This window comes from Listeria sp. PSOL-1 (assembly GCF_902806445.1).
GTDB lineage: Bacteria > Bacillota > Bacilli > Lactobacillales > Listeriaceae > Listeria.
This window is the reverse complement of record NZ_LR760298.1, coordinates 1,760,126-1,773,984: the sequence shown is the minus strand read 5'-3', so window position 1 is coordinate 1,773,984 and position 13,859 is coordinate 1,760,126. Positions and strand designations below refer to the sequence as shown.

The window sequence follows — 13,859 nt, the reverse complement described above, 5'->3', positions numbered from 1 at the left end:
AAACATGGCAAATGTGAATGATTGTCCTACGCCTTTTTGATCGGTTGAAAAACGCCAAAATACGCTATTTGATAACGATTATCAAGTATGTCTTTTGCTGTGAATTTTGAATAATGACTGTTATAATTAAATTAATTCACATGTTGAAATCGCTTTCTTTTCATATGGTGAAAACGAATGTCAGAAACCTTGAGGGGGCTAAGATGAATGAGTGATAAAGTGTCAGTAACAATTAATGGAGAGACGCATCAAGTAAATTCGGGAACGCGGATACTTGACTACCTTAATGAAGTCGAAATGAAGCATCCCCATATTTGCTATAGCAAAGAAATGGGGCCAATCCAGTCATGTGATACATGTATGTGCGAAATAGATGGAGAATTAATGCGTGCTTGTAGTACAGAGATAACAGCAGGCATGGATATTCGGACAAGGTCTGAGAAAGCAACAAATGCGCAGCTAGAAGCAATGGATCGTCTTTTAGAAAACCATTTGCTCTATTGTACCGTTTGTGACAATAACAATGGAAATTGTCGCTTACATAATACAACAGAGATGTTAGAAATCGAAGCTCAGACACGTCCGTATCGTGAAAAAGGTTATATGAATGATTTTTCGCATCCTTTTTATCGTTATGATCCAGACCAATGTATTTTATGTGGACGTTGCGTTGAAGCTTGTCAAAGTGTACAAGTCAATGAAACACTTTCTATCGATTGGGAGCGCCCACAGCCACGGGTTATTTGGGATGATGACAAGCCAGCTAATATGTCTTCTTGTGTTTCATGTGGGCTTTGTTCAACGGTTTGTCCATGTAATGCCATGATGGAAAAATCAATGCTTGGACAAGCTGGTTTTATGACAGGCTTAGATGAAGATCTACTTGAGCCAATGATCGATATGGTGAAAAAAGTCGAGCCAAATTATCAAACTGTTTTCGCATTATCCGAGATGGAGGCTGCCATGCGTGATACACGTACAAAGAAGACAAAAACAGTCTGTACATTCTGTGGGGTGGGTTGTACATTTGAAGTCTGGACAAAAGACCGCAAAATTCTTAAGGTTGAACCAACTGGAGAAGGCCCTGCGAATAAATTTGCCACATGTGTAAAAGGCAAATTTGGCTGGGATTTTGTAAATAGTGAACAGCGCTTAACAACGCCACTTATTCGAGAAGGGGATGAATTTGTTCCTGTAAGTTGGAATCAGGCGCTGAGTTATGCAGCTACTAAATTACGTGAAATTCAGTCTAAACATGGAAATGATGCGTTAGGTTTCATTAGCTCATCAAAGACCACCAATGAAGAAAATTATTTAGTTCAGAAAATGTCACGCCAAATTTTTGAAACAAATAATGTAGATAATTGTTCTCGTTATTGTCAGTCACCTGCTTCTGATGGCTTAACAAGAACGGTTGGGATTGGTGCGGATTCCGGTACAATTGAAGATATTGAAACAGCTGGTCTTGTGATTTTAGTAGGTTGTACCCCTGCAGAAGCGCATCCTGTTCTTGCCAGTCGTATTAAGCGAGCACACAAATACGGTGGGCAAAAACTCCTTGTCTCTGATTTGCGCAAGCATGAAATGGCTGAACGTGCAGACTTGTTTGTTAGGCCAAAACAAGGAACTGATTTTGTCTGGCTAACGGCGCTTGCAAAATATATGATTGACCAAAATTGGCATGATGAAGCATTTATGAATGAAAAAATCTCGAATGTCGAAGAATATCTTCATTTTTTAGAGCCGTTTACACTAGAATTTGCTGAACAAGAAACAGGCCTTCAGGTTGCTACATTGAAAGAAATGGCAGAAATGATTCACGAGGCTGATGGCACTGCAATATGCTGGGGAATGGGCGTAACACAAAATATCGCAGGTTCACATACATCATCTGCAATTGCTAATTTGCTCCTTGTAACAGGTAATTTCGGTAGACATGGCGCTGGAGCTTATCCAATGAGAGGACATAATAATGTTCAAGGTGCTTGTGACATGGGATCGCTTCCAAACATGCTACCGGGGATTCAATCATTAGCCGACGATGAAGTTCGGGCGCGTTTTGAAGAAGCATATGGCGTTTCCATCTCAGCGACGCCGGGCTTGAAAAATAATGAGATGCTCGATGCGATTCAATCAGGGACATTACATGCGATGTACCTTGTAGGAGAAGAAATGGCTTGGGTTGATTCAAATTCAAATCACGTACAAGATATTTTAGCGAAACTGGATTTCTTTGTTGTTCAAGATGTATTTCTTTCAAAAACAGCACAATTTGCAGATGTTGTTTTTCCGGCAGCTCCTTCGCTTGAAAAAGCAGGAACTTTTACAAATACTGAGCGTCGGATTCAGCGTCTATATGAAGTGCTTCCTCCTCTTGGGGATTCTAAACCAGATTGGTGGATTACACAAGAGCTAGCGAAACATTTAGGATTTGATTGGAATTATAATCATCCTAGTGAAATTATGGATGAAATTGCTAGTTTATCACCATTTTTCAGTGGTGTTCATTATGATCGGTTGCAGCAATTTGATAGTTTAGTTTGGCCAGTCGATCAAACGGGAGAAGATACGCCGTTATTATATGAAGAGAGATTTAATTTTCCTGATGGGAAGGCCAAGCTTTCAACAGTACCTTACGTGCCCCCACTTGAATTTCCAAAAGAATATGATTTGCAGTTAAACAACGGACGTTTGCTTGAACAATTTCATGAAGGGAATTTAACTGGTAAATCTGCCGGACTTAATTATAAGCTTCCGGAAGTATTTGTTGAAGTCTCAAAAGAATTAGCAGAAGAACGTGAGGTCCAAAGTGGTTCGCTTGTTCGTTTAAGCTCCCCGTATGGACGGATCAAGTTGCGAGCAGTTGTCACTGATAGAATGCAAGGAAATGAAGTATATGTGCCGATGCATTCTGTAAGCAGTGAGACAGCGATTAACCTTTTAACAACTAGTGCTGGTGACGTTAGAACCAAAACTCCAGCTTATAAGCAGATGAGAGTTGCTCTAGAAGTACTGGAAAAAGAAGGCAAAAATCCACTACCAGAAAATAACTCTCGTAATTATAAGCGTCATCCGCAAAATGGTACTGAAGTTGAGCGGAAATGGAAACGAGAAGATTATCACCCTATTTCTAGCGTAAATCACCAGTGTAAAAATGATGCTGGTTGTAAATGTAAAGGAGCGAACTAAAAATGGCAGAACCAATTTCTAAAATTCGTGATACGCGTCCAACTGAAAAAGAACAGGATGAGCAAAACTTAGCTGAACTCAAAGAAGGCATTGCAAAAGATGCAGCTGGTTTTAAGGAGCTTCTTGAGTTTGTTAAGCTTCTTCATGATTCAGGAGCTTTAGAAACTTTAAATAGCACAATGAAAGCTAGAGATGAAATTGCTAAAACGGCATTAAATGAATGGCGTAAAGAACCAACAACGAACGCAATTAATAATTTAATGTTATCTAGTAAACTTCTAACAGAAATAAAACCTGAACAAACCGAGGAATTGATCAATCATTTAAAAGAAACAGCTAAAAAAGCAGAAGAAGATGCTAAAAGCGAAGAAATTATTGGTTTTTTTGGCTTGATGAAAGCTTTGAAAGACCCAGATATCAATCGCGCATTACGATATAGCTTAAGCTTTTTAAAAGGAATTGGCGAGAGCTTAAAATAAGGAGTCAATGTGTTTTGAGGGGGTTATTATATGGAATCAAGTGCAAAATGGCAAGTTATTCATTATAAAAACAACCTAACCCATGAGCAAGAAGCTAGTGTTGCAGCCGAATATCCGCTAACCATTTTTATGAATCAAAAAGAGCTGATTACCATTGTTTGTACGCCTGATCATTTAGAGGATCTCATTATTGGTTTTTTGATATCTGAAGGGGTTGTTAGCACCCCTTCAGATATTGAAAAAATTGAAATCATTGAGGCAACCGGTCATGCTTATGTAACCGCAAAGTTTATCAATCAGTTTAATACAAAGCATCGCACGAAACGTTACATTACATCATGTTGTGGGAAATCACGGGAAAATTTTTACTTTCAAGCTGATGCCACATTGGTTCAACCAAGTCCTTTGGGTAAGCTGCAAATTAAACCAGATTCTATTTTTAATTTAATGGAGCAGTTTGAAAAGGAGTCTTGTACATTTCATGAAACTGGCGGAGTACATAATGCAGGGCTTTGTGATGCAAGCCAAATCATTTGTAGCCGAATGGATATTGGACGACATAATGCGTTAGACAAAATTTACGGTCAATGCTTACAGGAAAAATTAACAGTTGCTGATAAAATTATTATTTTCAGCGGTCGTATTTCCTCAGAGATTTTAGTGAAAACAGCTAAAATTGGTGTAAGCATGATTCTCTCACGTTCGGCTCCAACTGAACTTGCCATTAAAATGGCGGAAGAATTAAATTTGACAACAGTCGGGTTTATTCGTGATGAAAGCATGAATATTTATACTGGAAGTGAGCGGATTCAACTGTAATTAATTAGTCGTTTCGAATATTTTTTTCGTTGATAGACGATCATTTTTTAAGAACCAATTAATTTGTTTGGCGGTTTCTTCGGTTTCATGAAGTGTTTGGTGTACCGCATTTTCCCCAGTTTGTACTTTTTCGATATATACTTGGGAATGATTTTTAAAGATAAGACGTGAAGCAAGGGCGCTTTCAAGAGGCACAATGCCGTCATTTTCTTTATCAGGAGCTAAATTTCCAGCGATTGATAGTACTTCAAGCTTGTCTGGAATCAGTTTTTGTTTACTTAAAAAATCTTTTAGCGTAGCTGTTTCTTTTGTAACATCTGTAAAATTAGCTTGAAAAATATTATCTTCTCCTTCTAAATCATTAAAAGGTGAGCCAATAACTACTAATTTTTTTAATTTTGGCGTGTTTTTTGCTTTTTTAGATTCAAGATAATGCGTTAGAGCTAAGCCGCCATTTGAATGTCCAACTGCATCAAAAGTGTCAAGTTGATACGATGAATGTAAGTCGGCAATAACAGCTTCTAGTCCTTCTGCCCATTCCGTGGGTTCAGCACTATTTTGACTAAAAGCAACAACAATGAGAGGACGCTTGGCATTTTTTGTGAGATGACCACTATAATTAAGTGAACCATCGTTTTCAACTGTAACCGTAAGTCTTTCATTGGAAAGTTGGTATTCGTTTGTCAGGCGATCGGCCAGTTCATCAAACGAATGAATGCCTCCACCACTACCATGGACAAGGAGAATAGGTGTTTTCGAAGCAAGGTTGACAGCTTGAGGTTTGTTAGGGGTTTTGCTTTCTTGTGCACAGCCGCTGAGTAAAAAGGCAATCGTGAAGAATAAAGCAGGAATTAATTTTCGCATTTTTTACCTCCTTCCTTTAAATTATTATACAAAAAAAGAAGTCGGTGTGACAACCCAGGAAAAGTCCGATATAATACGTTATAGTAAATTTTGGATGATAGAAAGGACAGATTTAAGTGACAGATAAAATAGATACCATTGTAACAGACATGGATGGGACATTACTTGTTACAGCAGGGGATCAAATACACCCGCTTAATAAAAAAGTATTCAAGAATTGGCAACAAGCAGGTAAAAAAATTGTTTTAGCTACTGGACGGCTGGATTTAGCTATTTTACCGTTTATTCATGAACTGGAAATTAATATGCCAGTTATTTCATGTAATGGTGGCTTAGTGAGAGATTTTAAAACAGGAGCAATATTATATAAAAGTGATATTGAAGTTGATAAAGTTGCTCGTATTCTAGAAAAACTTGCTGAATTTAATGCAGATTACCATGTATATACAACAGAACGTATTTTAGGGCCTAGCATTACAGGTAAAATTGCTTTTTTCACCGGGCAAAATCGGACTTTACCAGAAAACGAACAGGTACCAATCACAATTACACAAACGCCATTAAATGAACTTCGTGAGAATGAATATTTATTAAAAATCCTCGTTGTAGAAAATAATGGTGAAAAACGAGAGAAAATTAGGACGGCTTTAGCTAGTCTTGATATGTCTGTCTTATCTTCAGGCGCTAATTTAATTGATATCATGAATAAGGGAATCGATAAAGCCCATGGTTTGCGCTTTTTAGCGGAGCAAGGTTATTTGGATCTAAAAACAACGATTAGTTTTGGTGATAATGAGAATGATATTGCTATGCTAGAGCTTACAGAAATTGGTGTAGCAATGAAAAACAGCATTCCTTTAACACTTGAAAAAGCTGATAAAGTTGCGGATAGTAATGATAATGGGGGTGTAGGAGCCTTTATTCAAGCCAATTTAGAGGAGGGAACTTAATATGAAAGAGAATTTCGATATTGGTCATTTTTTTAAACAACTATTTTTTGTCATTGTTGGGGTTAGCTTACTTATGGTTGGATTGGTTGCTCTTGTAACACTGATTGGTGTGATTATTGCCATACCTCTTTTTGCTAAGGGGACAAAAATGATTGTCGCCTCTTCGAATAAAATAGAGTAAAGTCTATGACATAAACAAAATAAATCGGCGACAACCGCTTAAATACAAACGCTATCGCTTGATTAAATTGTAAATATAGCTAAATCGTATGATATAGAAAATCCCGAAGTATAAAAATACTTCGGGATTTTCTGATTAATTTTTTACAAGTAATTCGGAATCAACTTCTTGTGGGCGGATAAGCCAAGGTCGTTTTGTTGATAATAAGACATTTTCTTGCTTTAGGTTTTTTAACAATGAATTTAAAAAAACACGTGAAATGTTACAGTAACTAGCAAATTCGTTTTGGTTTAAAAAGGCTGGGAGCTCAATACCACTATCTGTCTTGGTACCAAGGCGCTCACCTAAATAATACAAATTGAACTTTACTCGTTCTTCTGATGACATATATAGGCTATGATAATGTGCAAATTCAACATCGTTCGCTTTTAAAAAGTTAGGTTTAATGATGCTTTTATCTAGAGCTAGTAGCTGTACATCAGTTTTAGCAACATAAAATAGATCACGGCTGAGGTTTTCGAGAATTAAGATATGTTTTTGCGAATAATATTGAATAGGAATATGATCACCTAAATTCAAGCTTAAATAACCATCAAGAACTAATAAGTATTTGTCATCAAATTGTTCAGTTTTTATTATTTCGCCTTTTTTTAATTTTAAAGTAGATTTTCCCATTATTTCGGCTCCTAAAAAGTTGAATTTTTTCTCTTACATTATAATAACAGGTAGATTATTCTTTTGTCTGTGGACATTTTGTGAAACTTTTTAGCAAAAATATAGAAAAAGTTGAAAAAAACTGTATTTTTATAGAAAAAAGTAATAAACTTTTTAGTTTATTGAAAAACTAAAATTCTTATGTTTGATGTATTAATTTTTGAATAGCGGGAATGTATAATTACAAAAGGATGTGTTGTAAAATGAAAGCAGTGGGGTTATACCAAGGATTACCTAGTGAAGATTCACAAAGTTTATTGGATTTGGAAATCGCTACGCCTACACCAAATTCTCGCGATTTACTTGTTAAAGTGCAGGCCATTTCAGTCAATCCGGTTGATACAAAACAACGAATGAACACGGAGGCCAGTGAAATGCCGCGGATATTAGGTTATGATGCAGTTGGCGAGATTATCGCTACCGGTGAAGAGGTGACGATGTATAAAGAAGGAGATGTAGTCTACTTTGCAGGTGATGTCACGCGCCAAGGGCATAACGCCGAGTATACACTAATTGACGAGCGGCTTGTGGCACTGAAACCGAAGTCACTTACAGTCGAAGAAGCAGCAGCTATGCCACTTACTACTTTAACCGCTTGGGAAGCATTATTTGATCGTTTGGGAATTGACGCAGAAAAAGATGCTGGAAAAACCATTCTAATCATCAATGGCGCGGGTGGTGTTGGCTCAATTGCTACACAACTTGCTCGTTTAAGCAATTTATATGTGGTTACAACAGCCTCACGTAAGGAAACAATTTCGTGGTGCAAAGAAAATGGCGCGGATCGAGTGATTGATCATCATAAGTTGTTAAAGCAACAATTATCGGGTCTTGACATTGATTACATTCTTTGCTTACATGATACGTCGACTTATTTACAAACGATGTTAAAATTAATTAAACCACAAGGAAAGATTTGTACCATTGTAGAGCTAAGCGAACCGGCTGATTTGGATTTATTGAAGGATAAGAGTGCTACATTTGTTTATGAATTTATGTTTACGAGATCAAAATATCAGACAGAAGATCAAATAAAGCAACATGAAATTTTAACAAAAGCAGCCCATTATTTTGATCAAGGGAAACTGAAATCAACGCTGAAACAAGTCTTAGAACCATTTAATGCAGAAACAATGAGAAAAGCGCATCTCTTTATTGAATCTGGTCATTCAATCGGAAAATTAGTAGTGAAAGGATTTGAAAGTTAATGTCTAAAAAACATGTTTCACTTTATATTGCAATGAGTTTAGATGGATTTATTGCGGATGAATCGGGCAGTGTAGAATGGTTAGAAAAAATAGACGGCGGTGTTGATAACGGCTATCAAGAATTTTTTAACCACATCGATACAGTTGTTATGGGAAAAACAACATATCAGCAACTTTTTACTTTGACAGATACGTTTCCTTACAGCAAAAAGGATGTTTATGTTTTTTCAACTGAAAAAGCAGGGACCAAAGATGAATATGCTAATTTCGTTTCCGGAAAAGTAAATGACTGGCTTTCAGGAATTCATGGAGAACGTATTTGGCTTGTTGGTGGAGCGGCTCTTGTGAAGCAATTTTTAAAAGAGCGGGCGATTGACCAATTTGTTATTACGGTTGCACCCATTATTCTTGGCAAGGGGATCCCCTTATTTGAGCAAGATAGCATCCATCCATTAAAATTAGATGATGTTACGCGTTTTGGTGAATTTGCACAGCTGACTTATAAAAATTTGGAGGACGAACGATGAAGATTGCAACATTTGACGTGGATGCACAAAAAGGATTTACACCACTTTGTCCAGCTGAACTACCTGTTCCAGAAGGACAAAATATTGTAGAGGAGCTCAATTTTATGGCTACACTTGGTGAGTATCGTTTGGGCAGTAAAGATGCACATCCGAAAAATGCTGTTTGGGTAGTGGAAAAGCCTGAAGAGATGCTGCAACCTTTAGACTATAAAGAAGCCGATTTGACATGGGTGCGGCACTGTGAACCTGGAAAACCAGGTTTTGAACTACTAGATGGCTTACCTGAGCCGACCAGATATAATTATTTTATTTGGAAAGGAATTGAACGGAATTTACATCCTTATGGTGCGTGCTATCACGATATAAGTGAAAATTTAACAACGGGAGTTCTTGAATATTTACAAGGACAAAAAGTGGATTTAGTGCTTGTTGGTGGATTGGCTTTTGATTTTTGCGTAAAGACGACCGTTTTACAGCTTCATAAAGCAGGATTCCCAGTCATTGTGTATTTACCTGCAACGCGTGCTTTAACAGAAGAAGGTTACGATACAACAAAAAGACAACTTGAAGAAAAAGGAATTCGCTTAGCCAACTCGCGTCAAGAGCTCGCCGAATATTGCAGTATAAAATAAGAAGGTGAGAGAAATGAGGAAAATTGGTTTATTTCCAAGTATGATCATTTTTTTTACGATTATGTTTTCGGCAATGGTTTATCCGCTACTTCCAGCTGAAATTGCTGTTCATTTTAGCTCAAATTTCTCTCCTGACATGTTTGTCCAAAAATGGCTGGGTCTTGTTACGATCCCATTTTTAATGATTATTTTCACGGGAACAGAATATTATGGTAAAGAGCAAGTTAAACAGGAAGGCCGGTTAGAATTTGAATATTGTTTTCGTGTATTATTGATTTTACTAGCTATTGTGCAATTGAGTATTATTACGTATGGGCTTGGTTATTCAGTTCCAACAGGACAATTTTCATTAATAGTGGCAGGTGTTTTCATGGTACTTCTTGCAACCTATTTATCTTATTCTAAAAGGATATTCCGTTTTTTAACATTGATTGGGTTTAAGAAAGTAAACGCTTATGCAAAAAATTTATGGAAAAAGATAACTATTGTAACTTTGCATGTTTCTGGTTTTTCTTGTTTGGTATTAGCGATTTTTATGCGTAGCGATCCAAGTGTTTTCATGGTGTTACTGTTTCTTTCTATGTGTGTGATTGTTGTCGGATCAGGAGTCTATTTAAATAAAAAATAATAGCATAAAAGGTGGTGTTGATTTTCTAAAAATAAGACTTTTGGTGTATAAATTTTCAGCCTACAGCCTTTTTTGTCATTTGAAATGAAAGCTTATAATAGATTTATCAAGTTTAGCGAGAGACAGCTAAACCGTTGTTTTATATAAAAATTGATGAAACGAGGCGACAATTATGAATGACTTTATGAAGATTTTTCTAACGATTGTTCTAGGACTAATAGCTTTAAATATTATTTTAAACATTATTGGTGTAACATTGCATTTCCTTTTCCCAATAATTGTTTTAGGAATTATTGGATATCTCATTTGGCGTATTTGGAGTAAAGATTCTAGATCTCATCGTTCCAGCCGAAATAAATTTGATTGGTAAAAGAGCTCCCTAGCTTTCATATATTTGACCTGTTTGCGTGAAGCAAAACAGGTTTTTTTGTTTTCTTTATAAAATTTAGTATTAGTCTTAAAAACGCAACTTTAAGCCGTTTTCCCACAGCGATGATTAGTTATGCTATAATATTAAAAAAGCAATGTGGGGGAAGCAACGTGACACTAATTGAAAATACATTACTCCGTCAAGCGAGATGGCGTTTTATTGATCAGACGACAATTAATCCTGCTTTTAGCGCACTTGGATCGTATGCGACAGATGATACTTTGTGTCGGATGATAGGCGCACAGAAAGAGCCGCCAACCGCCCGCGTGTGGGTGCATGAAAAAACGGTTTCTTTAGGTATTCAAGATACAAAGCTACCCTATTTAGCTAAAGGAATTGCTTTTTTACAGCAAGCAGGGTATCAAGTTGTCCTCCGAAATTCAGGAGGTTTAGCCGTTGTGCTTGATCCAGATATTCTGAATTTATCGCTTGTATTTCGTGATGCTGAGCGAGGAATTGCTATAAATCGCGGTTATGAGACAATGTATACTTTTATCAAAGATATGTTTTCTGATTACTCAGAAGTCATTGAAGCAAAAGAAATAGAATATTCGTATTGTCCAGGCAGTTATGATTTAAGTATTTCTGGGAAAAAATTTGCTGGAATTTCACAACGAAGGTTAGCTAAAGGTGTAGCTGTCCAGATTTATCTTGGGATATCAGGAGACCAAGAGGAGCGGGCGAAATTAATCCGCCAGTTTTATGAAATTAGCGGAAAAGATGAGATAGACAAATATCATTTTCCAGATGTTAAACCTGAAGTGATGGGAACATTATCAGAATTGTTGTCAGAGAATCTAAGCGTTAATGACATAGTATTAAAGCTATTAAACAGTTTACGTTTTTATGCGGACGAGCTTTATTCTGCGACGCTAACGGCAGAAGAGCTGGATTTATTTTCCGAGTATTATGAACGAATTGTATTAAGAAATGAAAAAATAAAATAGTGGGGAGGAGGTATTTTGCCTTATTTAGAATTGCAATTAGCAGAAGAAAAGGTTTTTAAAGACCCGGTACATGGCTATGTTCGTGTGAAGGACCAGATGATTTGGGATTTGATTGATACGAAAGAATTTCAACGACTAAGAAGAATCAGACAGCTTGGGACGACATCGCTTACATTTCATGGTGCAGAGCATAGTCGCTTTAATCACTCATTAGGTGTTTATGAAATCGTTCGCCAGGTTCTTGATAAAAATTTTGCACAAGAATTTAAGTTGGACAAAAAGGAACGGTTGATTGCGCTTTGTGCGGCGCTTCTTCATGATTTAGGACATGGACCTTTTTCACACGCTTTTGAAAAAGTTTTTGGAACGGATCATGAGGATTTTACATGTGAGATGATCACTGGGAAAACAGAAATAAGAGATGTGCTTGCACGTGGTGGTGAGGATTTTCCATTTAAAGTGGCGGCTATTATTAAGAAAAATTATCCGAACCAAACACTTGTTAAATTAATTTCTAGCCAATTAGATGCGGATCGAATGGATTACTTATTAAGGGATGCTTACTATACAGGAGTGAGCTATGGGAACTTTGATATTGAGCGGATTTTGCGAGTTATTCGGCCAAGTCCAGATGATAATGGTGTCATTATTAAGTATTCTGGTATGCACGCAGTAGAAGATTATTTAATGAGTCGATATCAGATGTACCAACAGGTTTATTTTCATCCTGTGAGTCGGAGCGGAGAAGTGCTCCTTTGGAAAATTTTGGAGCGAGCTAATAGGCTTTACCGTGCAGGTTATGAATTTATTAGTTATCCGCATGAAATCATTCCCTTTTTTAATCAGGAAGTGACTCTTAGCGAATATATATGTTTGGATGACACGGTCTTAACTTATTATTTCATGGTTTGGCAAAATGAAACAGATGAAATACTGAATGATTTATGTCGGCGTTTTTTAAACCGTCGTTTGTTAAGTTACGTTAATTACCACCCATCTAGAGACGCAGAATTTTATGCGCGGTTAAAAGGCTTGTTTGAGCAAGCAGACATTAACCCGACTTATTATCTAGTCATTGATTCATCTTCTGATTTACCATATGACCTCTATCAGCCTGGCGCGAGCTCTGGAAAAATGCCAATCCAGCTCCTTATGAATAGTGGGGAATTAAAAGAACTTTCCACTGAATCCCCAATTGTCGAATCAATCGGTGGGAAAATTCGCACAGATATCAAACTTTATTACCCGCTTGATTTCATTGAAAATGGCAGAATCGCTCCAGATATTGCTGAGGAGATTATTAAATTGATCTATCAGCATGAATTAAAAGGAAAATAACGAGACCAGTTTATTCTAGTCTCGTTCGCCATTTTTACTCATCAGATTTTCTAATACCAGCTACACCGTAATCTGTTTTTTTCATTTCTTCAAGAATTACGTGGATTTGTTCTTTTGGTGCGTTTAAATTTTTGGAAACAACTTCTGTTACTTCAGAGACGAGCGCTCTTTTTTGTTCATCAGAACGACCTTCAATGAATTGAACTGTTACAAATGGCATTTTTTCACCTCATTTTACTATTTTTTAAATATTATATCAGATTTTAATTGATTTGGTTAAATAGAAAGGACGACTTATGCCACAATTTTTTGCTTATCCTTTAGAAGAACTTCCTTATCTTATCATTTCTTTATTGATTGCTTTTTCCTTTCATGAATGGGCACATGCTTTAACAGCACTAGCTTTTGGAGATGACACAGCAAAAAATGAAGGGCGTCTTTCGCTCAATCCATTTGTACATGTTGATATCATTGGCTTGCTCATGGTAGTTATTGCTGGTTTTGGTTGGGCAAGGCCAACCCCTGTAAATCGATTTAAATTAAAACATCGCCGTCTTGGTAGCGTGTTTATATCGCTAGCAGGTCCAATTAGCAATTTATTGTTAGCTTTTATTGCAGTTGGTGTGCTTGTTTTTATTACAAATGGTACTGATACGACGTCAGGAGATGCATTAATTAGCTTTTTATATATTTTTATTCGCTTGAATATAGTTTTGTTTATTTTCAACTTAATTCCCTTACCCCCACTTGATGGGTATCAGGTTGTATCGGAATTTTTCACACAACGAATGAAAAGTCGAATTCAGCCACTCGAGCAATATGCTTTCCTTATTTTTTTAATTCTTGCGCTTACGCCACTATATGATATTACAATAGGTCCAATATTTAACATCTTAGTCCCATCGTTATTAACAGGAATGGTTGATATCTTTCAAATGATTCTCTTTTAGCTG

The 13,859-nt window shown here is 36.7% G+C and carries 16 protein-coding genes; 13 read left to right on the top strand and 3 right to left on the bottom strand.

The window, feature by feature from the left end:
• Window positions 1–207 precede the first annotated feature (207 nt).
• Genes fdhF through fdhD form a run of 3 tightly spaced genes read left to right on the top strand, consistent with a single transcriptional unit; the run spans window position 208 to window position 4,487 of the window.
• A complete protein-coding gene (gene fdhF, locus G6Q10_RS08575) occupies window positions 208–3,189 on the top strand; it encodes a formate dehydrogenase subunit alpha (RefSeq protein WP_163655118.1) in 2,982 nt (993 codons plus the stop codon).
• A 2-nt stretch (window positions 3,190–3,191) separates the two neighbouring features.
• Window positions 3,192–3,668 (top strand): helical membrane plugin domain-containing protein, encoded by a 477-nt coding sequence (locus G6Q10_RS08570; RefSeq protein WP_163655116.1) that lies wholly within the window; start codon window positions 3,192–3,194, stop codon window positions 3,666–3,668.
• Window positions 3,669–3,698: 30 nt separating this feature from the next.
• Window positions 3,699–4,487, top strand: a complete 789-nt coding sequence (gene fdhD / locus G6Q10_RS08565) for a formate dehydrogenase accessory sulfurtransferase FdhD (RefSeq protein ID WP_163655114.1) — start codon at window positions 3,699–3,701, stop codon at window positions 4,485–4,487.
• On the opposite strand, the gene G6Q10_RS08560 is transcribed toward fdhD, so the two are convergent.
• Window positions 4,488–5,351: an alpha/beta hydrolase gene (locus G6Q10_RS08560; RefSeq protein ID WP_163655112.1), complete on the bottom strand. Its 864-nt coding sequence runs from the start codon at window positions 5,349–5,351 to the stop codon at window positions 4,488–4,490.
• Between the two features lie 149 nt (window positions 5,352–5,500).
• Between G6Q10_RS08560 and G6Q10_RS08555 the strand changes: the two genes are divergently transcribed.
• Window positions 5,501–6,301, top strand: coding sequence for an HAD family hydrolase (locus G6Q10_RS08555; RefSeq protein ID WP_163655837.1), 801 nt, complete (start codon window positions 5,501–5,503; stop codon window positions 6,299–6,301).
• 1 nt (window position 6,302) lies between these two features.
• Window positions 6,303–6,482, top strand: coding sequence for a hypothetical protein (locus tag G6Q10_RS08550; protein ID WP_163655110.1), 180 nt, complete (start codon window positions 6,303–6,305; stop codon window positions 6,480–6,482).
• 135 nt (window positions 6,483–6,617) lie between these two features.
• Here G6Q10_RS08550 and G6Q10_RS08545 read toward each other — a convergent pair whose 3' ends face one another.
• Window positions 6,618–7,157 (bottom strand): cyclic nucleotide-binding domain-containing protein, encoded by a 540-nt coding sequence (locus G6Q10_RS08545; protein ID WP_163655108.1) that lies wholly within the window; start codon window positions 7,155–7,157, stop codon window positions 6,618–6,620.
• A 242-nt stretch (window positions 7,158–7,399) separates the two neighbouring features.
• Here G6Q10_RS08545 and G6Q10_RS08540 point away from each other — a divergent pair, with 242 nt between their 5' ends.
• The 7 genes from G6Q10_RS08540 to G6Q10_RS08515 all read left to right on the top strand — a co-directional run bounded on the left by G6Q10_RS08540 (window position 7,400) and on the right by G6Q10_RS08515 (window position 12,906).
• A complete protein-coding gene (locus tag G6Q10_RS08540) occupies window positions 7,400–8,404 on the top strand; it encodes a zinc-binding alcohol dehydrogenase family protein (protein ID WP_163655106.1) in 1,005 nt (334 codons plus the stop codon).
• Entirely contained in the window at window positions 8,404–8,931 is a 528-nt protein-coding gene (locus G6Q10_RS08535) for a dihydrofolate reductase family protein (protein WP_163655104.1), read from the top strand. Before G6Q10_RS08540 ends, G6Q10_RS08535 begins: the two co-directional genes overlap by 1 nt.
• Window positions 8,928–9,563 (top strand): nicotinamidase, encoded by a 636-nt coding sequence (locus G6Q10_RS08530; RefSeq protein ID WP_163655102.1) that lies wholly within the window; start codon window positions 8,928–8,930, stop codon window positions 9,561–9,563. The genes G6Q10_RS08535 and G6Q10_RS08530 overlap by 4 nt, the downstream gene beginning before the upstream one ends.
• Before the next feature lie 13 nt (window positions 9,564–9,576).
• Window positions 9,577–10,191, top strand: coding sequence for a DUF1648 domain-containing protein (locus tag G6Q10_RS08525; RefSeq protein ID WP_163655100.1), 615 nt, complete (start codon window positions 9,577–9,579; stop codon window positions 10,189–10,191).
• Window positions 10,192–10,363: 172 nt separating this feature from the next.
• Window positions 10,364–10,561: a hypothetical protein gene (locus tag G6Q10_RS10170; protein WP_370519531.1), complete on the top strand. Its 198-nt coding sequence runs from the start codon at window positions 10,364–10,366 to the stop codon at window positions 10,559–10,561.
• A gap of 170 nt (window positions 10,562–10,731) precedes the next feature.
• The gene (locus G6Q10_RS08520) at window positions 10,732–11,568 is read left to right on the top strand and encodes a lipoyl-[GcvH]:protein N-lipoyltransferase (RefSeq protein WP_305068099.1); all 837 of its coding nucleotides are present in this window, start codon (window positions 10,732–10,734) and stop codon (window positions 11,566–11,568) included.
• A gap of 15 nt (window positions 11,569–11,583) precedes the next feature.
• Window positions 11,584–12,906: an HD domain-containing protein gene (locus G6Q10_RS08515; RefSeq protein WP_163655096.1), complete on the top strand. Its 1,323-nt coding sequence runs from the start codon at window positions 11,584–11,586 to the stop codon at window positions 12,904–12,906.
• A gap of 34 nt (window positions 12,907–12,940) precedes the next feature.
• Here G6Q10_RS08515 and G6Q10_RS08510 read toward each other — a convergent pair whose 3' ends face one another.
• Window positions 12,941–13,126, bottom strand: a complete 186-nt coding sequence (locus tag G6Q10_RS08510) for a 2-hydroxymuconate tautomerase (protein WP_163655094.1) — start codon at window positions 13,124–13,126, stop codon at window positions 12,941–12,943.
• Between the two features lie 76 nt (window positions 13,127–13,202).
• Between G6Q10_RS08510 and G6Q10_RS08505 the strand changes: the two genes are divergently transcribed.
• On the top strand, window positions 13,203–13,856 hold the full coding sequence (locus G6Q10_RS08505; protein ID WP_163655092.1) for a site-2 protease family protein: 654 nt from the start codon (window positions 13,203–13,205) through the stop codon (window positions 13,854–13,856).
• Window positions 13,857–13,859 lie beyond the last annotated feature (3 nt).